Origin of the sequence: Janthinobacterium sp. GW456P, assembly GCF_002127655.1 — a bacterium.
GTDB lineage: Bacteria > Pseudomonadota > Gammaproteobacteria > Burkholderiales > Burkholderiaceae_D > Janthinobacterium.
The window spans coordinates 44,498-67,529 of the sequence record NZ_NEHB01000025.1; the positions used below are offsets into that span (position 1 = coordinate 44,498).

At 63.4% G+C, this 23,032-nt stretch carries 21 protein-coding genes; 19 read left to right on the forward strand and 2 right to left on the reverse strand.

The window, feature by feature from the left end; genetic code table 11:
* The first annotated feature begins 300 nt into the window (after positions 1-300).
* From mraZ to CBW66_RS20910, 16 genes are all read left to right on the forward strand, one after another.
* The gene (gene mraZ, locus CBW66_RS20835) at positions 301-729 is read left to right on the forward strand and encodes a division/cell wall cluster transcriptional repressor MraZ (RefSeq protein WP_034748899.1); all 429 of its coding nucleotides are present in this window, start codon (positions 301-303) and stop codon (positions 727-729) included.
* A gap of 9 nt (positions 730-738) precedes the next feature.
* Entirely contained in the window at positions 739-1,710 is a 972-nt protein-coding gene (gene rsmH / locus CBW66_RS20840) for a 16S rRNA (cytosine(1402)-N(4))-methyltransferase RsmH (protein ID WP_086139091.1), read from the forward strand.
* Entirely contained in the window at positions 1,707-1,976 is a 270-nt protein-coding gene (gene ftsL, locus CBW66_RS20845) for a cell division protein FtsL (protein ID WP_034748894.1), read from the forward strand. Before rsmH ends, ftsL begins: the two co-directional genes overlap by 4 nt.
* Positions 1,976-3,754 (forward strand): penicillin-binding protein 2, encoded by a 1,779-nt coding sequence (locus CBW66_RS20850; RefSeq protein ID WP_086153666.1) that lies wholly within the window; start codon positions 1,976-1,978, stop codon positions 3,752-3,754. The genes ftsL and CBW66_RS20850 overlap by 1 nt, the downstream gene beginning before the upstream one ends.
* An 8-nt stretch (positions 3,755-3,762) precedes the next feature.
* Complete coding sequence (locus tag CBW66_RS20855; protein WP_086139092.1) at positions 3,763-5,271, forward strand: UDP-N-acetylmuramoyl-L-alanyl-D-glutamate--2,6-diaminopimelate ligase; 1,509 nt, start codon at positions 3,763-3,765, stop codon at positions 5,269-5,271.
* On the forward strand, positions 5,271-6,701 hold the full coding sequence (gene murF, locus CBW66_RS20860; RefSeq protein WP_086139093.1) for a UDP-N-acetylmuramoyl-tripeptide--D-alanyl-D-alanine ligase: 1,431 nt from the start codon (positions 5,271-5,273) through the stop codon (positions 6,699-6,701). The genes CBW66_RS20855 and murF overlap by 1 nt, the downstream gene beginning before the upstream one ends.
* A gap of 2 nt (positions 6,702-6,703) precedes the next feature.
* The gene (mraY, locus tag CBW66_RS20865; RefSeq protein WP_034748886.1) at positions 6,704-7,879 is read left to right on the forward strand and encodes a phospho-N-acetylmuramoyl-pentapeptide-transferase; all 1,176 of its coding nucleotides are present in this window, start codon (positions 6,704-6,706) and stop codon (positions 7,877-7,879) included.
* Positions 7,879-9,435: a UDP-N-acetylmuramoyl-L-alanine--D-glutamate ligase gene (gene murD / locus CBW66_RS20870; RefSeq protein WP_086139094.1), complete on the forward strand. Its 1,557-nt coding sequence runs from the start codon at positions 7,879-7,881 to the stop codon at positions 9,433-9,435. Before mraY ends, murD begins: the two co-directional genes overlap by 1 nt.
* Positions 9,435-10,646 carry a putative lipid II flippase FtsW gene (gene ftsW, locus CBW66_RS20875; RefSeq protein ID WP_086139095.1) on the forward strand — a complete coding sequence of 404 codons (1,212 nt, stop codon included), beginning with the start codon at positions 9,435-9,437 and terminating at the stop codon, positions 10,644-10,646. Before murD ends, ftsW begins: the two co-directional genes overlap by 1 nt.
* Positions 10,643-11,737, forward strand: coding sequence for an undecaprenyldiphospho-muramoylpentapeptide beta-N-acetylglucosaminyltransferase (gene murG, locus CBW66_RS20880; RefSeq protein ID WP_086139096.1), 1,095 nt, complete (start codon positions 10,643-10,645; stop codon positions 11,735-11,737). Before ftsW ends, murG begins: the two co-directional genes overlap by 4 nt.
* Positions 11,738-11,747: 10 nt before the next feature.
* Complete coding sequence (gene murC / locus CBW66_RS20885) at positions 11,748-13,151, forward strand: UDP-N-acetylmuramate--L-alanine ligase (protein ID WP_086139097.1); 1,404 nt, start codon at positions 11,748-11,750, stop codon at positions 13,149-13,151.
* Between the two features lies 1 nt (position 13,152).
* Positions 13,153-14,121 (forward strand): D-alanine--D-alanine ligase, encoded by a 969-nt coding sequence (locus tag CBW66_RS20890; protein WP_086139098.1) that lies wholly within the window; start codon positions 13,153-13,155, stop codon positions 14,119-14,121.
* Between the two features lies 1 nt (position 14,122).
* Entirely contained in the window at positions 14,123-14,941 is an 819-nt protein-coding gene (locus CBW66_RS20895; protein WP_070222481.1) for a cell division protein FtsQ/DivIB, read from the forward strand.
* Between the two features lie 49 nt (positions 14,942-14,990).
* Positions 14,991-16,223, forward strand: coding sequence for a cell division protein FtsA (gene ftsA, locus CBW66_RS20900; protein WP_010394955.1), 1,233 nt, complete (start codon positions 14,991-14,993; stop codon positions 16,221-16,223).
* 154 nt (positions 16,224-16,377) lie between these two features.
* Entirely contained in the window at positions 16,378-17,586 is a 1,209-nt protein-coding gene (gene ftsZ / locus CBW66_RS20905; protein WP_034748865.1) for a cell division protein FtsZ, read from the forward strand.
* Between the two features lie 183 nt (positions 17,587-17,769).
* Positions 17,770-18,276, forward strand: a complete 507-nt coding sequence (locus CBW66_RS20910; RefSeq protein ID WP_086139099.1) for a peroxiredoxin — start codon at positions 17,770-17,772, stop codon at positions 18,274-18,276.
* 190 nt (positions 18,277-18,466) lie between these two features.
* On the opposite strand, the gene CBW66_RS20915 is transcribed toward CBW66_RS20910, so the two are convergent.
* Entirely contained in the window at positions 18,467-19,234 is a 768-nt protein-coding gene (locus CBW66_RS20915; protein ID WP_086139100.1) for a class I SAM-dependent methyltransferase, read from the reverse strand.
* Positions 19,235-19,338: 104 nt separating this feature from the next.
* On the opposite strand from CBW66_RS20915, the gene CBW66_RS20920 reads away from it, so the two are divergent.
* The 3 genes from CBW66_RS20920 to lpxC all read left to right on the forward strand — a co-directional run bounded on the left by CBW66_RS20920 (position 19,339) and on the right by lpxC (position 22,126).
* The gene (locus CBW66_RS20920; RefSeq protein WP_086139101.1) at positions 19,339-20,112 is read left to right on the forward strand and encodes a helix-turn-helix transcriptional regulator; all 774 of its coding nucleotides are present in this window, start codon (positions 19,339-19,341) and stop codon (positions 20,110-20,112) included.
* Between the two features lie 160 nt (positions 20,113-20,272).
* Positions 20,273-21,115 (forward strand): DMT family transporter, encoded by an 843-nt coding sequence (locus tag CBW66_RS20925; RefSeq protein WP_086139102.1) that lies wholly within the window; start codon positions 20,273-20,275, stop codon positions 21,113-21,115.
* 75 nt (positions 21,116-21,190) lie between these two features.
* Positions 21,191-22,126: a UDP-3-O-acyl-N-acetylglucosamine deacetylase gene (gene lpxC, locus CBW66_RS20930; RefSeq protein ID WP_086139103.1), complete on the forward strand. Its 936-nt coding sequence runs from the start codon at positions 21,191-21,193 to the stop codon at positions 22,124-22,126.
* Positions 22,127-22,272: 146 nt separating this feature from the next.
* On the opposite strand, the gene CBW66_RS20935 is transcribed toward lpxC, so the two are convergent.
* Positions 22,273-22,782, reverse strand: coding sequence for a DciA family protein (locus tag CBW66_RS20935; protein WP_086139104.1), 510 nt, complete (start codon positions 22,780-22,782; stop codon positions 22,273-22,275).
* Positions 22,783-23,032 lie beyond the last annotated feature (250 nt).

The following is a 23,032-nucleotide window of genomic DNA, read 5'->3' on the forward strand; positions in this document are numbered from 1 at the left end:
TCGTTTTTTTCGATGTTTACGGTAGGAAAACACATGTGTGCAGATGAGGTAGCACATTCACTATCTTTCATAAGTATCTAATTTATCGATATATTTTTATTTGAGACTCCTTCAACGATCTGCGCTAAGTCCTTAATTTCATTAATAAAATTCCTGTTTTGCCAATCGGAAACCGCTTGACCACTATCTTTGCTTCCTCTAAAGTGGGCAACTGTGTGAAAAAGTGTGTTTTTGTGGGAAATTTTCCCTTTCCATCGCGATGCGCAAGCGTTGCAAGCCAAGCTCAAAAAAAGGTCTTCCGTGTTTCAAGGCGCGTCCGCAATCAATCTCGATGCCAAAGGCAGGATGTCTATCCCTGCCAAGCACCGTGACGCGCTGGCGATTCAATGCGAAGGCCGTTTGACCTTGACCAAACACCCCGATGGCTGCCTGCTGTTTTTCCCCCGTCCCGTGTGGGAAAGCCACCGCCAGCAAATCGCCGCCTGGCCTATGTCGGCGCGCGCCTGGCAGCGCATCTTCCTCGGCAACGCCGTCGACGTCGAGCTGGACTCGGCGGGCCGCGTGCTGATCTCGCCTGAATTGCGCAATGCCGTCGGGCTGGCGCGCGAAGTGATGATGATCGGCATGGGCAGTCACTTTGAAATATGGGATGCCGCCAAATTGGCCGACAAAGAACAGCAGGCGATCGATGCCGGCACCCCCGATGTACTTTCCAATTTTTCTTTCTAAGGCTCCGTAATGACACAACTCACGGTGCCGGAATTTCAGCATCGCACGGTGCTGCTCGATGAAGCGGTCGATGCGCTCGACCTGTCGGGCGACCGCGCGCACGGCATTTACGTCGATGGGACGTTTGGCCGCGGCGGCCATAGCCGCTTGATTCTGTCGCGCCTGGCCGATGACGCGCGCCTGATCGGCTTCGACAAGGATTTGCAAGCCATCGCCACGGCCGAACAGATCGGCGACCCCCGCTTTGAAATCGTCCATGACAGCTTTGCCACCATGACGGCCAGCCTGGCCGAACGCGGCGTGCAGCAGGTGGACGGCATTTTGCTCGACCTGGGCATCTCGTCGCCGCAGGTCGACGACGCGGCGCGCGGTTTCAGCTTCCGCAACGACGGACCGCTGGACATGCGCATGGATACCACGCGCGGCGTCTCCGCGGCCGAGTGGCTGGCGGTGGAAACCGAGCAGAATTTAGAGAAAGTGATACGCGATTATGGGGAAGAACGGTTTGCTTTTCAGATTGCAAAGGCGATTGTTGCTGGCCGGGCAGTCCAGCCAATTTCAAGCACACGACAGCTTGCCGGCATCGTGGCAGGCGCCGTCAAGACCCGCGAGAAGGGTAAGGACCCCGCTACCCGCACCTTTCAGGCAATCCGCATTTTCATTAACAAAGAGCTCGAGGATCTCGAGATCGGTCTGAATCAGGCGTATGCCTGCCTGGCGCCCGGCGCGCGCATGGCCGTGATCAGTTTTCATTCGCTCGAAGACCGCATGGTCAAGCGCTTCTTCGCCTCGAAGGCGAACGTGGAGCAGCCTGACCGCCGTCTGCCGATCCGCGCGGTCGACTTGCCGCAGCCGGAAATGAAGCTGATTTCGAAAATGAAGCCGTCCGACGCCGAGATCGAGGGCAATCCCCGTTCGCGTTCGGCCGTGATGCGCGTGGCGCAGCGTTTGCCGATTCCAGTTAGTGGCGGCGCCCGATGACTGGCAAGCTGTGTGTCGTGCTGTCGGCCCTGCTGGTGTGCTGCGGTCTGTCGCTGGTGAACGCGCAGTACCAGTCGCGCCACCTGCTGATCGACCTGGAACGCGCGCAAGCGCTGTCGCGCCAGCTCGACATCGACTGGGCGCAACTGCAGCTGGACCAGTCCACTTTGGGCAAGCATGAACGCATCGAATCGATCGCACGGCGCGACCTGAGCATGACGCCGTTGACGGCGGCGCGTACGCAATACCTGACGGAGGGCGAATAATGAAGTTGGGCGGTAATAGCAACGGCCGGGTGGCGGCATCGAAAGGCGTGCCATTCTCGAAGAACCCCGTACTGGCGGTGCGTCTGCCCGTCTGGCGTTCGCGCGTCGTGCTGTTCCTGCTGTTCTTCGCTTTCGCCGGCCTGGGCGCGCGCGCGCTGTGGCTGCAGGGCGTGTCGACGCAATTCCTGCAAAAGCAGGGCAAGGCGCGCTATGAGCGCACCTTGGAACTGCCGGCCACGCGCGGCAAGATCACCGACCGCAACGGCCAGGTGCTCGCTTCGTCCGTGCCCGTGAAAGCCATCTGGGCCATTCCCGACGACGTGCTGCAGGCGTCGCCCGAAAAAATCAATGCGCTGGCCGGCCTGCTGGAAATGAACGTCAACGAATTGCGCAAGAAGCTCGATTCGGACCGCAGCTTCGTTTACCTGAAACGCCAGGTCGAGATGGACGTGGCCGACAAGATTTCCAAGCTCGGCATCGACGGCATCGACGAGCGCAAGGAATACAAGCGCTTCTATCCGCAGGGCGAAGTGATGACCCACGTGGTGGGCTTTACCAACGTGGAAGACGTGGGCCAGGAAAGCATGGAACTGGCGCAGCAGAAAACCCTCGTCGGCACCACCGGCAGCCGCCGCGTGATCAAGGACCGCCTGGGCCACATCGTCGAAGACATCGGCTTCATCCACGAACCGCATGACGGCAAGGACCTGACCCTGTCCGTCGACAGCAAGATACAGTACATCGCTTTCACGCAGCTGAAGGAAGCGGTGGAGAAATTCAACGCCAAGGCCGGCGGCGCCGTGGTGCTCGACGTGCACACGGGCGAAGTGCTGGCCCTGGCCAATTACCCGAGCTACGACCCGAACGACCGCCGCAAGCTCACGGGCCAGCAGCTGCGCAACCGCGTCATGACCGATACCTTCGAACCCGGTTCGACCCTGAAACCGATCACGGTCTCGCTGGCGCTCGACACGGGCCGGGTCAAGCCGACCACCTWGATCKACACGGGCCCGGGCCGCTACACGATCGCCGACCGCACGATCACCGACACCAAGCCGCACGGCGTGATCAATGTCTCCGAGATCATCGAGATGTCGTCGAACATCGGCACCTCGAAGATCGCGCTGGGCATGCCGTCGCAGGAAATGTGGGAAATGTTTACCAAGGTCGGCTTCGGCCAGCAGCCGAAATGGGGCTTCCCCGGCGCCGTGGCCGGCCGCGTGCGTCCGTATAAATCGTGGCGCCCGGTGGAACAGGCGACCATGAGCTACGGTAACGGCATTTCCGTCTCGCTGATCCAGCTGGCGCGCTCGTACATGATGTTCGCGCGCGACGGCGACACGATTCCCCTGTCGTTCCAGAAGGTCAATGAACTGCCCGTGGGCCAGCAGGTGATCAAGCCGAAGACGGCCGCCGACATGCGCGCCATGCTGGAACTGGTGGTCTCCGGCGCGCACGGCTCGGCCAAGCGCGCCCAGGTGGCCGGCTACCGCGTGGGCGGCAAGACGGGTACCGCCTATAAGGTGGAAAACGGCCGCTACGCGATGCCGCGCAAATATATCGGCTCTTTCGTGGGCATGGTGCCGATGTCGGCGCCGCGCTTCATCATTGCCGTGATGATCGATGAACCGACCGGCCCCGCCCACTATGGCGGTCAGGTCGCCGCTCCCGCTTTCGCGGCGATTGCGACCAACGCGCTGCGCGCGATGAACGTACCGCCCGATTCCTCCGTTACCGAAATCGTGGTCCCGGCCAATGCCGGCCCGGAGGCCATGTGAAGTCACTCATGACCATACAAGACATCAGTTTGTGGATCAAAGCGGCTGCCCCGTCCGGGCAGCTGACGTCCGATTCGCGCCGCGTGCAGCGCGGCGACGTGTTTTTCGCCTATGCGGGCGCCACCGATTTCATCGCCGCCGCCATCGCGCAGGGCGCCGCCGCCATCGTGCATGACGCCGTGGAATGGAACGCCGCTTGGAGCGTGCCGCACCTGCTGGTGGGCGACCTGAAACGCCTGGCCGGCCCCGTGGCGCATGCTTTCTACGGCATGCCCGACAGCGCCATGTTCAGCGCCGGCGTGACGGGCACGAATGGCAAGACCTCGTGCGCCTTGTGGCTGGCGCAGGCCCTGGCGCGCCTGGGCGAAACATCGTCCGTCATCGGGACTTTGGGTGTGGGCCTGTGCAAGCCGCGCGGCGCCATCGAATTCGACGTCACCGGCTACACCACGCCGGACGCCGTGCTGCTGGCGCGTAAACTCGCTGCCATGCGCGATGCAGGCGCCAAGGCCGTCGCCATCGAAGTGTCGTCCATCGGCCTGGACCAGGATCGCGCCGCCGGCATGCATTTCGACGTCGCCATGTTTACCAATCTGACGCGCGACCACCTCGACTACCATGGCGACATGGCTGCCTACGAGGCGGCCAAGGTCAAGCTGTTCGACTGGCCCGGCCTGAAAACGGCCGTCATCAACCTGGACGACCCCATGGGCCTGCGCCTGGCGCGTCACGTGGACGGCAAGCTGGCCGGCGAATACCCTGTCATCGGCTATACCCTGCAGGATGCGGCTGCCTTGCCCGACCTGCCAGGCGTGCTGATGCTGCGCGCCAGCCAGTTCCGCAGCCGCAATGCCGGCACCGACTTCCACCTGGAGTGCGCGCTGGGCGTGGCGCTGGTCAAGACGCAGCTGGTGGGCCACTTCAATATCAGCAATGCGCTGGCCGTGCTGGGCGCCTTGCTGGCGCACGGCACCGGCCTGCGCGCCGCCATCGATGGCATCGAATCCTTGCAGCCGGCCCCCGGCCGCATGCAGCAGGTTGGCGGCCAGGAAGCGCCGATGGTCGTCATCGATTACGCGCATACGCCGGATGCGCTGGAAAAGACCCTGGCCGCGCTGCGCCAGGTGGCGCAGGAGCGGGGCGGCCAGTTGTGGTGCGTGTTCGGCTGCGGCGGCGACCGCGATCCGGGCAAGCGCCCGCAGATGGGCGCCATCGCGCAGCTGGCCGATCACGTGTTAGTGACCAGCGACAATCCGCGCAGCGAAGATCCGCATGCCATCATCGCGCAGATCGTCGCCGGCATGCGCGCCGACAGCCCGCAGCCGCAAGCCATCGAAGACCGCGCCGCTGCCATCCTGTCGGCCATCAAGCACGCCGCCAAGCCGGACGTGATCCTGTTGGCGGGCAAGGGCCATGAGCCGTACCAGGAAATCAAGGGCAAGAAACTGCCGTTCTCCGACGCCGACCATGCGCAGCTGGCCCTGTCCGCGCGCCTGACCATGATGAGGACGAACTGATGCGCGGAACTCTGACAGAACTGATGCCGTCGCTGGACGGCGCGCAGCTGACGGGCGACGCCGTTTTTGACGGCGTCTCCACCGACAGCCGCAGCGCCCCGGCCGATTCGCTCTTCGTCGCCCTGCGCGGCGAGAGTTTCGACGCCCACGATTTCCTCGAGCAGGTGGCCGCGCACGGCGTCGCCGCCGTGGTGGTCGAGCGCCTGCCCGCAGGCTGGGACAGCGGCAAGGTAGCGGCCATCGTGGTGCCCGACACCCTGGTGGCGCTGGGCCGCATCGCCAATTTCTGGCGCGGCCGTTTCAATGTGCCCGTCATCGGCGTCACCGGCAGCAATGGCAAGACCACCGTCAAGGAGATGATTTCGTCGATCCTGGCGGCGGCCTTTGGCGAGGAAGCGCGCCTGGCAACGCGCGGCAACCTGAATAACGAGATCGGCGTGCCATTGACGCTGTTCCGCCTGAGCGGGCAGCACAAGGCGGCCGTCATCGAGATGGGCATGAACCATCCGGGCGAAATCGCCCGCCTGGCCGCGATCACCGCGCCGACCCTGGCGATGGTCAACAACGCGCAGCGCGAGCATCAGGAATTCATGCATACGGTCGAAGCGGTGGCGCGCGAAAACGGCGCCGCGCTGGCGGCATTGGCCGATGACGGCGTGGCCGTCTTCCCGCATGGCGACGAATTCACGCCCCTGTGGCGCGAGCTGGCCGGCGCGCGCGCCGTCATCACCTTCGGCTTGTCGAAAGAGGCGGACGTGAGCTGCACGCACCGCGCGGCAGAGGATTTCGGCAGCGACTTGTTCGTCAGCGTGCGCGCACAGGACGGCGCCATGCGCCAGTTCTTCGTCGGCCTGCAGGCGGCTGGCGAACATAATGTGCGCAATGCGCTGGCCGCCGTGGCATGCACCGTGGGCGCCGGCATCGCCATCGAACATATCAAGCAGGGCCTGGAGGCGTTCGCGCCCGTGAACGGCCGCCTGCAGAAAAAACGTGCCGCCAACGGCGCCACCATCATCGACGACACGTATAACGCCAATCCGGATTCGGCGCGCGCGGCCATCGATGTACTGGCGCAGGCCGTGGCACCACGCATCCTGGTGCTGGGCGAGATGGGCGAAGTCGGCACGCAGGGGCAGCAGTTCCACGAAGAGATCGGCGCCTACGCTGCCGCCAAAGGCATCGAACACGTGCTGGCGACGGGCGGCCTGGCGCGCCATCTGGTGAGTGCGGCGCAGGCAGCCGCCAGCCAGGAATCGGGCACGGTCGTGGAGTATTTCGAACAGTTCGACGGTTTGCTGGCGGCGCTCGATGCGCATTTGTCCGGCCGTTCGGATGCAACAGTATTAATCAAGGGCTCCCGCTTCATGAAGATGGAACGGGCCGTGCAGCATTTGATTGGTTCAAACAACAATAACAAGGAAGCTCACTAATCATGCTGCTCTGGCTCGCTCATTATTTCCAGGACGACATTGGCCCATTGAGGGTCTTTAACTTCATCACGTTCCGCGCCGTCTTCGCCACCTTGACGGCGATTTTGATCGGCCTGTGCGCCGGTCCCGCCGTGATCCGCATGCTCACGCGCATGAAGGTCGGCCAGGCCGTGCGCACGGACGGTCCGCAAACGCATCTGAAAAAACACGGTACCCCCACCATGGGCGGTGTGCTGATCCTGATCGCCATCGGGATTTCCACCTTGCTGTGGGCCGACCTGTCGAACCGATTCATCTGGCCCGTATTGATCGTCACCCTGGGCTTTGGCGCCGTCGGCTGGGCCGATGACTACCGCAAGGTGGTGCACCAGGACCCGGAAGGCATGCGCTCGCGCGAAAAATACTTCTGGCAGTCGCTGATCGGCATCGTCGCCGCGTTTTACCTGGCATTTTCCGTTTCCGTGTCGGAGCCCGACGCGGGCCACGTGTGGAATCTGATCTACGCCTGGGTGCAGTCCGGCTTCGCCATGGACCTGCCGCCGAAGGCCGACCTGATCGTCCCGTTCTTCAAGACCATCAGCTATCCGCTGGGCGTGTGGGGTTTTATCGCGCTGACGTATTGCGTCATCGTCGGCACCAGCAACGCCGTCAACTTTACCGATGGCCTCGACGGCCTGGCCATCATGCCGACCGTGATGGTGGGCACGGCCCTGGGTCTGTTCGCCTACCTGACGGGCAATGCCACCTATGCGCGCTACCTGTTCATCCCGCACATTCCGGGCGCCGGCGAACTGGTGATCTTCTGCGGCGCGCTGGCCGGCTCCGGCCTGGCCTTCCTCTGGTATAACACGCACCCCGCGAAAGTGTTCATGGGCGACGTGGGCGCGCTGGCACTGGGTGGCGCACTGGGCACCATCGCCGTCATCGTGCGCCAGGAAATCGTCCTGTTCATCATGGGCGGCATCTTCGTCGTCGAAACGCTGTCCGTGATCATCCAGGTCGTCTGGTTCAAGTACACCAAGAAGCGCTATGGCGCGGGCCGCCGGGTCTTCCTGATGGCGCCATTGCATCACCATTTTGAACAAAAAGGCTGGAAGGAGACGCAGGTTGTCGTGCGTTTCTGGATCATCACCATGATGCTGGTGCTGCTCGGCCTGACCACCTTGAAGCTGCGCTGATGATGTACGACGCTAAAACCGCACTGGTACTGGGCCTCGGCGAATCGGGGCTGGCCATGGCCCTGTGGCTGGCCCGCAGCGGTGCGTGCGTGCGCGTGGCCGATACGCGCGAGGCGCCCGAGCGTCTGGCCGCGTTGCAGGCCGCCGTGCCGCAGGCGCAGTTCATCGCCGGCGCCTTCACGGCCGACCTGCTCGATGGCGTCGATTTCGTCGCCGTCAGCCCTGGCCTGGCACCTAGCCGCGAGCTGGCGCAGATCGCCCCAGCCGCGCAGGAAAAAAATATCCCCGTGTGGGGCGAGATCGAACTGTTTGCGCAGGCCCTGGCCGCGCTCAAGGCGGAACGCGGCTATGCGCCGAAAGTCGTCGCCATCACGGGCACGAATGGCAAGACGACGGTGACCAGCCTGGTGGGCCTGCTGTGCGAGCGCGCAGGCCTGGCCACGCGCGTGGCCGGCAACATCAGCCCGGCCGCGCTGGACGTGCTGCGCGAAGTGCTCGATGCCGAGCCTGCGCCGCAGCCCGTGCTGGAAGGCGAAGAGGTCACCGAGCCCGCCGCCAGCACCTTGCCGCAAGCGTGGATACTGGAATTGTCCAGCTTCCAGCTGCACACGACGTTCAGCCTGCAGGCCGATGCGGCCACGGTCTTGAACCTGTCGCAGGACCACCTGGACTGGCATGGCGACATGGCCGCGTATGCCAAGGACAAGGCGCGCATCTTCGGCGACGAGACCGTGCGCATCCTGAACCGCGACGATGCCTTGGTCATGCACATGGCCGATCCGCTGGCCGAGACGATCACCTTCGGCACGGGCGAGCCGGCGGAAGTGGACAGTTTTGGCCTGGTCAATGAACGCGGCATCTTCTGGCTGGCCCAAGCGGTGCCGAGCGAAGAAGTGATCGAGAAAAAACGCAGGAAGAACGATCCGGCGCCGGAACCGGTGCCGACGATGGCGAAAAAGCTGATGCCGGCCGACGCGCTGAAAATCCGCGGCCAGCACAATGCGGCGAATGCGCTGGCGGCGCTGGCCCTGTGCCGTGCCATCGGCTTGCCGTTCGCGCCGCTGCTGCACGGCTTGCGCGAATACCAGGGCGAGCCGCACCGCGTGGAGCTGATCACGGCCGTCAATGACGTCGAGTACTACGACGACAGCAAGGGCACCAACGTGGGCGCCACGGTGGCGGCGTTGTCTGGCCTGGGCAAGGCGTTTGGCGGCGCGGAACAGCGTCTGGTGCTGATCGCCGGTGGCGATGGCAAGGGGCAGGATTTCTCGCCGCTGGCCGAACCGGTCTCGCGCTACGTGCGCGCCGTGGTGCTGATCGGGCGCGATGCGCCGGCCTTGCGCGCGGCCCTCGAGCCGGCTGGCGTGGACCTCATCGACTGCGCCACCTTGCCGGAAGCCGTCAAGCGGGCCAGCAGCCTGGCGCTGGCCGGCGATGCGGTGCTGCTGTCGCCTGCGTGCGCCAGTCTGGACATGTTCAAGAACTATGCGCACCGCGCGCAGGTGTTTGTCGACGCCGTGCGCGACATCGCCCTGGAAAACGGACAGGATCTCTGATGGCCTTCCAGCTGCCCTTCCGCTTCGGTTCCGGCTCGGCTGCCAAGCCGCTGGATGGCCGCGCGCGGCAGTCGAAGATGATGGACTATGACAAGCCGCTGGTGTGGGTGGTCCTGCTGCTGATGTTGCTGGGCATGGTGATGGTGTATTCGGCGTCGATCTCGCTGTCGGACGCGCGCAAGTTTGCCGCCTACACGAACAATTATTTCGTCGTGCGCCAGGCGCTGTTCATCGGCGTGTCGGTGATCGCCGGCGCGCTGGTGTTCCGCATCCCCGTCGCGACCTGGCAAAAGATGGCGCCGTGGCTGTTCATCGGCACCCTGGTGCTGCTGGTGATGGTCCTGATACCTGGCCTGGGCGTGTCGGTCAACGGCGGTCGCCGCTGGCTGAACCTGCCGGGCCTGCGGCCGCAGCCGTCCGAGCTGATGAAGGTGGTGATGGTGCTGTACGCGGCCGACTACACGGTGCGCAAGCAGGAATACATGCACAAGCTGACCAAGGGCTTCATGCCGATGGCGCTGGCCGTCAGCTTCGTCGGCCTGCTGCTGCTGATGGAACCCGATCTGGGCGCCTTCGGCGTGATCGTTTGCATCGCCATGGGCATCCTGTTCCTGGGCGGCGTCAACGCCATCTGGTTCGGCGGCATCGGCGCCATGCTGACGGCGATCTTCGTCACCATCATCGCCCTGTCGAAATTCCGCCGCGAGCGGTTTTTTGCGTATCTCGATCCGTGGCAGGAAGACAATGCGCTGAACAAGGCGTATCAGCTGACGCACTCGCTGATCGCATTCGGGCGCGGCGAACTGTTTGGCGTGGGGCTGGGCGGCAGCGTGGAAAAACTGCACTACCTGCCCGAAGCGCATACGGACTTTTTGCTGGCCGTGATCGGCGAGGAACTGGGCCTGGTGGGAGTGCTGGTCGTGATCGGCATGTTCTACTGGATTATCAAGCGCGCCTTCGACATCGGCCGCCAGGCGATCGCCATCGACCAGACCTTTGCCGGCCTGACGGCGAAGGGCATCGCCATTTGGATCGGCGTGCAGACCTTCATCAACATGGGCGTGAACCTGGGCTTGCTGCCGACCAAGGGCCTGACCTTGCCCTTGATGAGTTATGGCGGCACGGGCGTACTGATTAACTGTATCGGCCTGGCCATTCTGCTGCGCATCGATTACGAAAACCGGATCCTGATGCGCGGAGGCCGGCTATGAACAACGTGACGAATTTGAAAACGACGAAAAGACTGATGATCATGGCGGCCGGCACCGGCGGCCATATCTTCCCGGGCCTGGCGATTGCGCAGACGATGCGCGCGCGCGGCTGGGAAGTGAGCTGGCTGGGGACCACCCATGGCATGGAGCAGGAGCTGGTGCCGAAAAGCGGCATTCCTATGGACGCCATCGCGTTCTCCGGCATGCGCGGCAAGGGCCTGGCGCACACGGTCAAGGGCGGCTTCAAGATGCTGGCCAGCTTCTTTGCCATCCGCCGTTTCATCGCCCGCCGCAAGCCGGACGTGGTGATGGGCATGGGCGGCTACGTCACCGTGCCGGGCGGCCTGATGGCGCGCCTGAAGGGCGTGCCGCTGGTGCTGGTCAATGCCGACGCCGCGCTGCTGCTGTCGAACAAGACCCTGGTGCCGCTGGCGCAGCAGGTGTGCTTCGGTTTCCCCGCCGATTTCGGCAGCGCCGCCGGCAAGGCCGTCGTCACGGGCAATCCCGTGCGCGCCGAGATCCTCGCCATGGCGCCGCCAGCCGCGCGTTTCGCGGGCCGCAGCGGGCCGCTGCGCATCCTGGTGGTGGGCGGCAGCTTGGGGGCGAAAGCGCTGAACGACAGCCTGCCTGCCGCGCTGGCGCTGATGCCTGAGGGCGAACGCCCGCTGGTGACGCACCAGTCGGGCAAGAAGAATATCGACGCCCTGCATGCCGCGTATGCGCAGGCGGGCGTGCAAGCGAACGTGGTCGACTTCATCGACGACATGGCCAGGGCGTATACCGAGGCCGACCTGGTGATCTGCCGGGCAGGCGCGATCACCCTGTCGGAATTGACGGCGGCCGGCGTGGCCAGCGTGCTCGTGCCGCTGGTGGCGTCGACCACCAGCCACCAGCGCGACAACGCGCAATGGATGGCGAAGCAAGGCGCGGCGATTCATCTGCCGCAGACGGAAATGAGTGCGGTGTCGCTGAGTACTCTGCTGGCGTCCTTGACGCGCGATACTTGCCAGCAGATGGCGCAGGCGGCACTGGCAGCAGGCAAGCGCGACGCCAATGAGGCGATCGCACACGTATTGGAAAAATTGGCATGAGGTTAGCTCTGTGAAGCATAAAGTAAACAATATCCACTTTGTCGGCATTGGCGGCAGCGGCATGAGCGGCATCGCCGAAGTGCTGGTCAACCTCGGCTACAAGGTGTCGGGCTCCGACCTGGGCAGCAATGCGGCGACGCAGCGCCTGGCGAGCCTGGGCGCGACCGTCATGCTCGGCCACGCGGCGGAAAATATCGGCGACGCCGATGCGGTTGTGACGTCGGGCGCCGTCCCGCAAGACAATCCTGAAGTGGCGGCCGCGCGCGCGCGCAAGATTCCGCTGGTGCCGCGCGCCGTGATGCTTGGCGAGTTGATGCGCCTGAAGCGCGGCATCGCGATTGCCGGCACGCACGGCAAGACGACGACCACCAGCCTGGTCGCCTCCGTGCTGGCGCAGGGCGGTCTCGATCCTACTTTTGTGATCGGCGGCCGTCTGACCAGCGCCGGCGCGAACGCCAAGCTGGGCTCGGGCGACTACCTGGTGGCCGAAGCCGATGAATCGGACGCCTCGTTCCTGAACCTGACGCCGATGATCGAAGTGATCACGAATATCGACGCCGATCACATGGACACCTACGAGCACGATTTCGAGAAGCTCAAGCAGGCCTTCGTGCAGTTCACGCACCGCTTGCCGTTCTATGGCCGCGCCATGCTGTGCATCGACGATCCGCACGTGCGCGCCATCATCCCGTCCGTCACCAAGCCCGTCACTACCTACGGTTTCGCGGAAGACGCGCAAGTGCGCGCCATCAACGCGCGCGCCGTGGGCTTGGAAATGCACTTTACCGTGCTGCAGGAAGGCTATCCCGACCTGGACGTGGTGCTGAACCAGCCCGGCATGCACAATGTGCAGAATGCCTGCTCGGCGATCGCCATCGCGCGTGAGATCGGCATCGCCGACAGCGCCACGCAGCAGGGCCTGGCGGAATTTTCCGGCGTGGGCCGGCGCTTTACCCGCTATGGCGACGTGGCGCTGCCAAATGGCGGCAGCTTCGCCCTGGTCGACGATTTCGGCCACCATCCGGTGGAAACGGAAGTGACCCTGGCCGCCGCGCGCGCCGCCTATCCGGGCCGCCGCCTGGTGCTGGCGTTCCAGCCGCACCGCTACAGCCGCACGCGCGACCTGTTCGAGGATTTCGTCAAGGTGCTCGGTGCTCCCGACGTGCTGCTCTTGTCCGAAGTGTATGCGGCGGGCGAAGCGCCTATCGTCGCCGCCGACGGCCGCGCCCTGGCGCATGCGCTGCGCGCGCGCGGCAAGATCGAGCCGATTTTCGTCGAGTCCATGAAAGACATGGCCGACACCATCATGAGCGTGGCGCGCGACGGCGACGTCGTGCTGACCATGGGCGCCGGTTCCATCAGCGGCATCCCGAATCAACTGACAACGTATCAATCTCACACTGTAAAGGCCTGACGTGAACCAAGCATCAGCTATCGACGTTAAACAATTGGGCAAGGTCGGCGTCCTGTTCGGCGGCCGCTCGGCCGAGCGCGAAGTGTCGCTGATGTCCGGCGCGGGCGTGCTGGCCGCTCTGAAAAGCCATGGCGTGGATGCGCACGGCTTCGACACGGGTGAACGCAGCCTGGCCGAACTGGCAGCCGAGAAATTTGACCGCGTCTTCATCGCGCTGCACGGCCGCTTCGGCGAAGACGGCAGCCTGCAGGGCGCGCTGGAGCAGCTGGGCATCCCGTACACGGGCAGCGGCGTGATGGCTTGCTCGGTGGGCATGGACAAGGTCTATACCAAGATGATCTGGCTGATGCACGAGCTGCCGACGCCGAAGTACGCGGTGCTGGACGACAGCGCCGACCTGGCCAAGGTCACCGCGCAACTGGGCTTGCCGCTGATCGTCAAGCCGCCGCATGAAGGTTCGAGCATCGGCATCACCACCGTCAACGAGGCTTCGGCCTTCCAGGCGGCCTACGACATCGCCGCCGGCCTCGATGATTCGGTGCTGGCCGAGGAATTCATCCAGGGCCGCGAATTCACCGTCGCGATCCTGGGCAAGGGCGCCGCGGCGCGCGCGCTGCCGCCGATCGAGATCGTCGCGCCGCAAGGCAATTACGATTACCAGAACAAGTACTTCACGGACGATACGCAGTATTTCTGCCCGCCGCAGCTGGACCCGGCGATCATCGCCGAGATGGAACGCATCGCCCTGGCGGCCTACCGCGCCCTCGGCTGCGAAGGCTGGGGACGGGTCGATGTGCTGATGCGCGCGGCCGACAGCAAGCTGTTTTTGCTGGAAGTGAATACCTCGCCAGGCATGACGGGCCACTCGCTCGTGCCGATGGCGGCGCGCGCGGAAGGCACCAGCTATGAAGACCTGTGCCTGGAAATCGTTTCCGGCGCAAGCCTGAAAATGCACAAGGGACAGCACTGATATGTGGCATGACGCTAAAAGCCTCAATACGACTGCCAACGGCTTGCTGGCCGCGGTTCTGGTCGTGTGCGTGGCCGCCGGCGTCTGGTGGGTGTCGCAGCGTCCCATGTTCGACCTGCGCACAATCAAGGTGGAAAGCGCGGACGACAAGGGCCTGCGCCACGTGAATTACCTGACCCTGCGCAGTGGCACTTTGGGCCGCATCAAGGGCAATTTTTTCACGACCAACCTGGAAAGCGTGCGCGGCGTGTTTGAATCGGTGCCCTGGGTGCGCCGCGCCAGCGTGCGGCGCGAGTGGCCGAACCAGCTGATCGTGGCGCTGGAAGAACACGAAGCGCTGGGCACCTGGGGCGAAGATGGACGCCTGCTGTCGGTCAAGGGTGATGTGTTTACTGCCAATGTGGCCGAAGCGGAAGACGACCATGAGTTGCCTGCGTTTGCCGGCCCCGATGGCAGCGAGAAGGAAGTACTGACCACCTACGTGCAGCTGGCAAAGTGGTTTTCACCGTTGAAGATGGTGCCTGAATCGCTGTCGCTGTCGAGCCGCTATGCGTGGACGGTGAAACTGAATAACGGCATGAGCGTGGCGCTGGGGCGCGAGCAGAATCATACAACCCTGAAGGCGCGGGTCGACCGGCTGGTAGGCATCTACCCGCAGCTGGCGAGCCGGCTGGAAAATATCGACACGATCGATATGCGCTACCAGAATGGCCTGGCGCTCAGTTCAGCCGGCCTGGTGATACCGGCCGAAGGCAAGGATGGCAGGCCGGCGCCGGCGATCAAGAAGAAAAATGGCAGTCCGATTAAAAAACCGGCTTAACCGAATACTCAATTAATCAATTAATAGCCCAAAAAACTAGGCGAAAGAAATGACAAAAGACGCGAAAAACCTGATCGTCGGCCTCGATATCGGCACCTCGAAAGTGGTGGCGGTGGTAGCCGAAGTGATGTCCGATGGGCGCCACGAAGTGATCGGGCTGGGCCAGCACGAATCGAAGGGCCTGAAAAAAGGCGTAGTGGTCAATATCGAGGCCACGGTGGAGTCCATCCAGCGCGCGCTGGAAGAGGCCGAGCTGATGGCCGACTGCAAGATCCGCAATGTGTACGCGGGCATTGCGGGCAGCCATATCCGCAGCTTCAATTCCAGCGGCATGGTGGCCATCAAGGACAAGGAAGTGACGGCGACCGACGTGGCGCGCGTCATCGAGACGGCAAAAGCGGTTAACATTCCGACCGATCAGCAATTGCTGCACACGGTGCCGCAAGAGTTCATCGTCGACAGCCAGGAAGATGTGCGCGAGCCTATCGGCATGAGCGGCATCCGCCTGGAGGTGAAGGTGCATATCGTCACCGGCGCCGTGTCGGCGGTGCAGAACATCGTCAAGTGCGTGCGCCGCTGCGGCCTGGAAGTGTCGGACCTGATCCTGCAGCCGATGGCGTCCGCCGATGCGGTGCTCACGCCCGACGAGAAGGAACTGGGCGTGGTGCTGATCGACATCGGCGGCGGCACGACCGATGTGGCGGTATTCTCCGATGGCGCGATCCGCCATACGGCAGTCATTCCCATCGCCGGCGACCAGATCACCAACGACATCGCCATGGCCTTGCGTACCCCGACCGCGGAAGCGGAAGAAATCAAGATCCGCTATGGCGTGGCCAAGCAGGTCCTGGCCGACCCCGGCGAATCGCTGGAAGTGCCTGGCCTGGGCGACCGCGGCCCGCGCAACCTGTCGCGCCAGGCGCTGGCGGCAGTGATCGAACCGAGGGTCGAGGAGCTGTTCGCGATGGTGCACCAGGTGGTGCGCGAATCCGGCTACGAAGGCGTGCTGTCGTCGGGCATCGTGCTCACGGGCGGCACGTCCATCATGCCCGGCATGGTGGAAATGGCGGAAGACATTTTCCTGAAACCGGCGCGCCTGGGCACGCCCGAGTATCGGGGCCAGCTGGCCGACGTGGTGCGCAGTCCGCGCTATGCCACGGTATTGGGCCTGCTGCTGGAGGCGAAGAAGCAATACCTGCGCGGCCACATCGTGACGCGTCAGGACGGCTCGGTGAAGGCAGTCTGGCAGCGCATGAAGGAATGGTTTTTAGGGAATTTTTAAGGGCATGATTTTCGCCCGGCAGCACAGTTTTTTTGGCAGCATCGCAGGTACACACACATAACCTTATTTTATATTTAACCGCAGTTTTCAATCTCCAGTTCTCCTACCAATATGAGGCCTGGCGCTTGGAAACCGCATCTGATAGGAGCACATCATGGAGTTCGATATGGTCGATAACACAGCTTTAGGTACCGTCATCAAGGTCGTCGGCGTCGGCGGTGCGGGTGGCAATGCAGTCCAACACATGATCAACAAAGGCATGTCGGGCGTGGAGTTCATTGCCGCCAACACCGACGCACAGGCCCTGTCGACATCGAAGGCCCACAACATCATCCAGATCGGCGATACCGGCCTGGGCGCCGGCATGAAGCCTGCCGTCGGCCGCCAGCTGGCGGAAGAATCGCGCACGCGCATCGCCGATTCGCTGCGCGGCGCGCACATGGTCTTCATCGCCGCCGGCATGGGCGGCGGCACGGGCACGGGCGCCGCCCCGATCGTCGCTGAAGTTGCCAAGGAACTGGGCGCGCTGACGGTGGCCGTGGTCTCCAAGCCATTCTCGTACGAAGGCCAGAAATGCATGGACATCGCCGACGAAGGCCTGGAGCAGCTGTCCCTGCACGTCGATTCGCTGATCATCATCCTCAATGAAAAACTGGAAGAGATCTACGAAGACGAAAGCATGCTGGAATGGATGCAGCACGCCGATGATGTGCTCAACAACGCGGTGGCCGGCATTGCCGAGATCATCAACGTGCCTGGCCATATCAACGTCGACTTCAACGACGTGAAAACCATCATGGGCGAGCAGGGCAAGGCCATGATGGGCACGGCGACGGCGTCCGGCGTGGACCGTGCGCGCATCGCCGCCGAACAGGCTGTCGCTTCGCCGCTGCTGGACGGTATCGATCTGTCGGGCGCGCGCGGTGTGCTGGTCAACGTCACGGCCAGCCGTGGCTTGAAAGGCAAGGAGATCAAGGAAGTCATGGCTGCCGTGCGCGCGTTTGCCGCGCCGGACGCGTCGATCGCGCAAGGTATCGCCTACGACGACGCCATGGGCGACGATATCCGCGTCACCGTGGTGGCCACGGGCCTGGGCCGCGCGAAGAAAAACATCCAGCTGGTACCGCAGCAAGTGCTGCGCACCGGCACCCACAACAGCCCGCTGACCCCGTCGGCTGCCATGGGCAGCGCGCAAGCGGCGACGACGACGGTGGGCGTGGCCACGCCGGCAGCCGGTTTCGACGGCATGAAGGCGCCGGCAGTATGGCGCCGCGAATCGGCTTCCGAGCAGGTGCGCGCGATGGAAAAGAATGGCATGGAGACGTATGACATTCCGGCATTCCTGCGCAAGCAAGCCGATTAAGGTAGCTTGATGTATGCAACGATGACGGCGGCCTGAGGGCCGCCGTTTTTTTTGCCGGGTTTTGACTTTTGACTTTGCCTTTCCGGCCGTTTTCTGCACAAATACGGCAAGTCAGGCATACTATCGCGCAGTGTCGGCATCATGCCGGCAGCATCCTCAACCGACAGTACACAAGGAGTCAACATGACCATCAAGATCGGCGACACCCTGCCAGAAGGCACCCTGGCTGAATTCATCGAAAGCGAAACCGAAGGTTGCGCACTGGGCCCGAACACGTTCAACGTGCAAGACCTGGTCAAGGGCAAGAAGATCGCCATCTTCGGCCTGCCAGGCGCCTACACCCCGACCTGCTCCGCACAGCACGTGCCGGGCTACGTCAAGCACGCCGCCGACCTGAAAGCCAAAGGCGTCGATGAAATCTGGTGCATCTCCGTCAACGACGCGTTCGTGATGGGCGCCTGGGGCCGCGACCAGAAAGCCACAGGCGTCGTGCGCATGATGGCTGACGGCAACGCCGCCTACAGCAAGGCCCTGGGCCTGGACGCCGATTTCTCCAAGCACGGCATGGGCACGCGCTCGCAGCGCTACTCGATGCTGGTCGACAATGGCGTCGTGACGCAATTGAACGTCGAGCAGGGCGGCAAGTTTGAAGTGTCGAATGCCGAGACCTTGCTGGGCCAGCTGGCCTAAGCAGATCGCGGGTCGGCGCAGGTCGGCGTAGGTCGGCTTAGCGCAGCGTAAGCCGACATGCTGCGTTCGAACCGCATTCGCACCGCGTTCGCTTCAGCACTGTTGGATTACGCGCTGCGCGCTAATCCAACCTACGCAAGCTACCCAAGCTACGCAATACAAAACGGCGCCATCGGCGCCGTTTTCACGTTTATTGTACCGACGGTTTCGTTGCCTCGAACATGGCCGCGTCGATGCTGAACGAATAATCGTCCTGCAGCGCGAAATACTTTCGCGCTTCCTCAGGCGCGCCATCGAACAGGTTGCGGATGGCCGCCACCCGCTCGTTCGGCGTGCGCATGCGCGCCACCCATTCGTCGAACTGCATCGTCAGTTTCCACACGCTGCGCAAGCTGTGCGTGAATCCCGCGTTGTCGAACTTGGCGCCCCATTCGCAGGTGCGGTAGTCGCGCACGTGCGAGGCGTCGCGCAGCATTTCCACCGCCTGCAATGTGCTGTCGTACAGGGCCGTCTTCGGAGCCACGATGTCGATCACCAGCAAGGTGCCGTTCGGGCGCAGCACGCGCCACGCTTCGGCCAAGGCTGCGGCCACGTCGTTCCAGTGGTGCGCGGAAAAGCGCGTGACGACCATGTCGAAGCTGGTGTCGGCAAACGGCAGACGCGCCACGTCGCCCTGTTGCGTGCTGATATTGTGCAAGCCGCGCTGCACCCTGGCGCAATCGACTACGTCGAGCATGGGCTGCGCCAGGTCGAAGGCGACAACCGATTGTGCCACGGGGGCGACGGCAAAGCTGGCGTGGCCGGCGCCGCAGCCCAGGTCCAGCACGACGGGTTTGCCGTGGCGGCGCGCGCATTCCTGCATCAGCACCAGGTCGGCGCCTTGCGCGTGGACCGCGCTGCTCAGGTAGGCATGGGCCGTCTTGCCAAACTGTTCGGTAACGACATCGTGCTGCTGCATGGTGTTCTCCTGTTGATGGGTGAGTTCCTGCAGAATAGGGATAAAATTATCCTGTAACAAGACCATAACTTATACTGGTATATCCACTACCATGCAGAGCTGCCATGTCGAACAAACTCGCTGAATTCATCCGCGCCCGGCGCGAAGCCGTCACTCCCGCCATGGCCGGCCTGCCCGGCGGCGGGCGGCGGCGCACGCCGGGCTTGCGCCGCGAAGAGCTGGCGCAGTTGTGCGATGTCAGCCCCACATGGCTGACGTGGCTGGAGCAGGGGCGGCCCGTGTCGGCCTCGGCCAGGATGCTGGCCCGCCTGGCGCAGGTGCTGCAGCTGAGCACAGCCGAGCGCGCCTATCTGTTCGAAGTGGCGGACAAGCATGACCCCAGCCATGGCACAGGCGAGGGTGGCGGGCCTGCTAGCGCCGAACTGGCCGCCATCGTCGCCGCCATCGACGCGCCCGCCTACATCCTCGACCGCGCATGGAACGCCGTGGCGTGGAACGAGGCCGCGTCCACCTTGTTTACGGGCTGGCTGCATGGCGATGCGGCTGCGCCGAACCAGCTGCGCTTCATGTTCCTGGCGCCGGACGCGCGCGCGCTGGTCGTCGGCTGGCCCGAGCGGGCGCGGCGCCTGGTGGCGGAGTTTCGCGCCGATATCGGCCGCCACGCGGACCAGGCGCCGCTGGCCGGCCTGATCGCCGAACTGGCCGACGCCAGCCCTGAATTTCGCCAGTGGTGGGGCGCGCAGCAGGTGCAGGGCCGCGATGGCGGCCTGCGCCAATTTCAGCATCCGCAGCTGGGCCTGCTTGGCTATCACCAGGTGACCCTGCACCTGGCGCGCCAGCATGAATTGAAACTGGTGATGCTGTTGCCTGTGTCATAAGGTAAAACGGCTGCGCTTGCTATAATCGGGCGGACGGCCTGGCCCTGCCTTTCCAGACCAAGCTGTCCTGGCTCCGGCCGTCGCCATGATGACGGCCCCGCTCTTTCGCCAGGAGTCTGTCCTGCTATCCCGCAACTCTAATCTGCGCAGCATCTATGTGATGCTGGTCGCCGTCGCCATGTTTTCCCTGATGGACACGGCCATGAAACTGCTGTCCGCCCACTACCCCGCCATGCAGGTGACGGCCTTGCGCGCGCTGTCGTCGTTGCCGCTCGTGTGCCTGTACCTGTTGTACCGCGGCGCCTTCAAGAACGTGCTGAAGGTGCGCTGGCCGCTGCATGTGCTGCGCGGCGCGCTGGGCGTGCTGATGATTACCCTGTTCGCCTACGGCTTGAAACGCATGTCGCTGGCCGAAGCGTATTCGCTGTTTTTCGTTGCTCCCTTGCTGATCACGATCCTGTCGGTTTTTATCCTGAAGGAAAAAGTCGACCTGGCGCGCTGGTGCGCGATCGCCGTGGGCCTGGCGGGCGTGCTGGTGGCCTTGCGCCCCGACGGTTCGGGCTTCTTTTCGGTAGCCGGGCTGGCCGTGCTGGGTTCGGCCGCCTGCTACGCCATCTCGGCCGTCACGGGCCGCATCCTGAGCCGCACGGACGCCAGCGAAAGCATGGTCTTCTGGCTGATGGTGATGATGGCTGCCGGCGGCGTGGCCCTGTCGGTGCACGAGTGGGTGAGCATCCGCGGCGAAGACTGGTGGCTGCTGGCGGGCTTGTCGCTGAGCGGCTTCCTGGGCCAGCTGGCCATCACGGAGGCGTTTCGCCATGGCAAGGCGTCGAGCGTGGCGCCGTTCGAATACTCGGCCCTGGCCTGGGGCATGGCCCTGGACTGGCTGCTGTGGCGCGCCTTGCCCGACGAATACACGCTGATCGGCGCGGCCATCATCATCGGCAGCGGCATTTATCTGGTGCGGCGCGAAGCCGTGCATGCGGAAAGCGAACATCCTTGATCGCACATTGTGGTTTTTCTGGCTCGGACGATGCTGCTCCGCAACGAAAAGACGCCAAATGGATATAATCGACAGATGTTAAAACAACGCACCATCAAACAACAGGTCCGCACCATCGGTGTCGGTTTGCATTCCGGCACCAAGGTGGAACTGACCTTGCGTCCCGCCGCGATCGACACGGGCATCGTGTTCCGCCGCATCGACCTCGATCCCATCGTCGAGTTTCCCGCCAGCGCCATGGCCGTGGGCGATACGCGCATGGCTTCCGTGCTGATCAAGGACGGCGCCAGGGTTTCTACTGTGGAACATCTGATGTCGGCCGCCGCCGGCCTGGGCATCGACAATATGCTGATCGACGTGAATGCGGAAGAAATTCCCATCATGGACGGTTCCGCCTCGTCCTTCGTCTACCTGCTGCAGCAGGCCGGGGTGGAGGAGCAGCAGGCGCCGAAGAAATTCATCAAGGTCATCAAGCCCGTGGAAGTGCGTCACGGCAAGGGCGATGCGGAGAAATGGGCGCGCCTGTCGCCGTACGACGGCTTCAAGCTCGATTTCTTCATCGAATTCAACCACCCGGCCGTCGATGGCACGATGCAGCGCGCCTCGGTGGACTTTGGCGACGTGTCCTACGTGCACGACGTGGCGCGTGCGCGCACCTTCGGTTTCATGCAGGACGTGGAAAGCTTGCGCGGCATGGGCCTGGCCCGTGGCGGTTCGCTGGAAAACGCCATCGTGATGGACGAATACCGCATTCTCAACGCCGATGGCCTGCGCTACGAAGACGAGTTCGTGCGTCATAAGATCCTCGATGCCATCGGCGACCTGTATCTGGTGGGCCACCCGCTGCTCGCCTACTACACGGCCCATAAATCGGGTCATGCGCTGAACAACCAGCTGCTGCTGGCGCTGCTGGAGCAGCCGGAATCGTATGAAATCGTTTCGTTCGCCACGAATGAGACGGCGCCGCAGTCGTATCTGCGCCAGATGGAACGCGAGTGGTCGCTGACCTGATCTGAGCGACACCTCATTAAACCTACTGCGCGTCGGTATAGGCGGCCTGTGATGCTCACCGTACCTTCGTACGGTTGCGCTTCTTAGCCACCTCTCCCTTCCGCTCGCTACGGTTTTCTGAGGCGTCAAAATGTTGCTGGGCAGTCCTAATCTTGAGGTTCGCGGTGGTGGCGCACTAAACTGCGCAGCGCCGCGATCAATTGCTCGTTCTGCTTCGACGCCGGCAGGGCCGTGCTCAGCTCTTCCAGGGCCGACATGGCTTTTTCCGGCAACACCAGCGCCCGCGTATGCACGATGGGCGCGATACTCTTGATGACTTGCACTTTCAGCTTGATGCCTGAAATCTGCCAGCCCTTTCTTTCCAGTTCCCCTTGCAGTTTCGGCAATTGCTGCTTGAGCTTGGCCGCCAGCGCCGCGTTCGGCGTGGCCAGCACCAGTTGCCCGCTCTCGAATTGCAGGATGTCGCAATGTTCGAACATCGCGGGCAAGGCCTTGGCGCAATCCTTTTGCAGGGCGGCCAGGCGCGTGACGGTGGGCATCAGCGACGCCATCGTCGCGTTGCCGCGCAGGAAATCGGTCGCGCCCGTGGCGGCCGGGCCGGAACGGGCAAAGCCGTAGCCGCGGCGCGGTGCCGGAGAATAAGTGGGAGTTCGCATGGCCGAAACATAGCACACTCGCCCGCGCGTGACGAGTGGGGCGGCGGGTGCGGCGCGAGCGGGTGGGCCGTATTGCCTTACAGTATGGAAAATGTCCGCAATTTCTGCCATTTGTTTGTCATTAAGCTATTGTTATATGGCGCATTACCCCAACCATGTCGGGAACGCATGATAAAATCATCGTCTTTTGCCATAGTCGAACTCCGTGCGGTCACGCGATTATTACCTCGTCGTCACCTACCGAGCTTTT

Bases quoted from the DNA above. Each gene is read 5' to 3' on its own strand.
- rsmH (WP_086139091.1), top strand. From the start codon at position 739: ATGACACAACTCACGGTGCCGGAATTTCAGCATCGCACGGTGCTGCTC.
- ftsL (WP_034748894.1), top strand. From the start codon at position 1,707: ATGACTGGCAAGCTGTGTGTCGTGCTGTCGGCCCTGCTGGTGTGCTGC.
- CBW66_RS20855 (WP_086139092.1), top strand. From the start codon at position 3,763: ATGACCATACAAGACATCAGTTTGTGGATCAAAGCGGCTGCCCCGTCC.
- murF (WP_086139093.1), top strand. From the start codon at position 5,271: ATGCGCGGAACTCTGACAGAACTGATGCCGTCGCTGGACGGCGCGCAG.
- mraY (WP_034748886.1), top strand. From the start codon at position 6,704: ATGCTGCTCTGGCTCGCTCATTATTTCCAGGACGACATTGGCCCATTG.
- murD (WP_086139094.1), top strand. From the start codon at position 7,879: ATGATGTACGACGCTAAAACCGCACTGGTACTGGGCCTCGGCGAATCG.
- ftsW (WP_086139095.1), top strand. From the start codon at position 9,435: ATGGCCTTCCAGCTGCCCTTCCGCTTCGGTTCCGGCTCGGCTGCCAAG.
- murG (WP_086139096.1), top strand. From the start codon at position 10,643: ATGAACAACGTGACGAATTTGAAAACGACGAAAAGACTGATGATCATG.
- CBW66_RS20895 (WP_070222481.1), top strand. From the start codon at position 14,123: ATGTGGCATGACGCTAAAAGCCTCAATACGACTGCCAACGGCTTGCTG.
- ftsA (WP_010394955.1), top strand. From the start codon at position 14,991: ATGACAAAAGACGCGAAAAACCTGATCGTCGGCCTCGATATCGGCACC.
- ftsZ (WP_034748865.1), top strand. From the start codon at position 16,378: ATGGAGTTCGATATGGTCGATAACACAGCTTTAGGTACCGTCATCAAG.
- CBW66_RS20910 (WP_086139099.1), top strand. From the start codon at position 17,770: ATGACCATCAAGATCGGCGACACCCTGCCAGAAGGCACCCTGGCTGAA.
- CBW66_RS20915 (WP_086139100.1), bottom strand. From the start codon at position 19,234: ATGCAGCAGCACGATGTCGTTACCGAACAGTTTGGCAAGACGGCCCAT.
- CBW66_RS20920 (WP_086139101.1), top strand. From the start codon at position 19,339: ATGTCGAACAAACTCGCTGAATTCATCCGCGCCCGGCGCGAAGCCGTC.
- CBW66_RS20925 (WP_086139102.1), top strand. From the start codon at position 20,273: ATGCTGGTCGCCGTCGCCATGTTTTCCCTGATGGACACGGCCATGAAA.
- lpxC (WP_086139103.1), top strand. From the start codon at position 21,191: ATGTTAAAACAACGCACCATCAAACAACAGGTCCGCACCATCGGTGTC.
- CBW66_RS20935 (WP_086139104.1), bottom strand. From the start codon at position 22,782: ATGCGAACTCCCACTTATTCTCCGGCACCGCGCCGCGGCTACGGCTTT.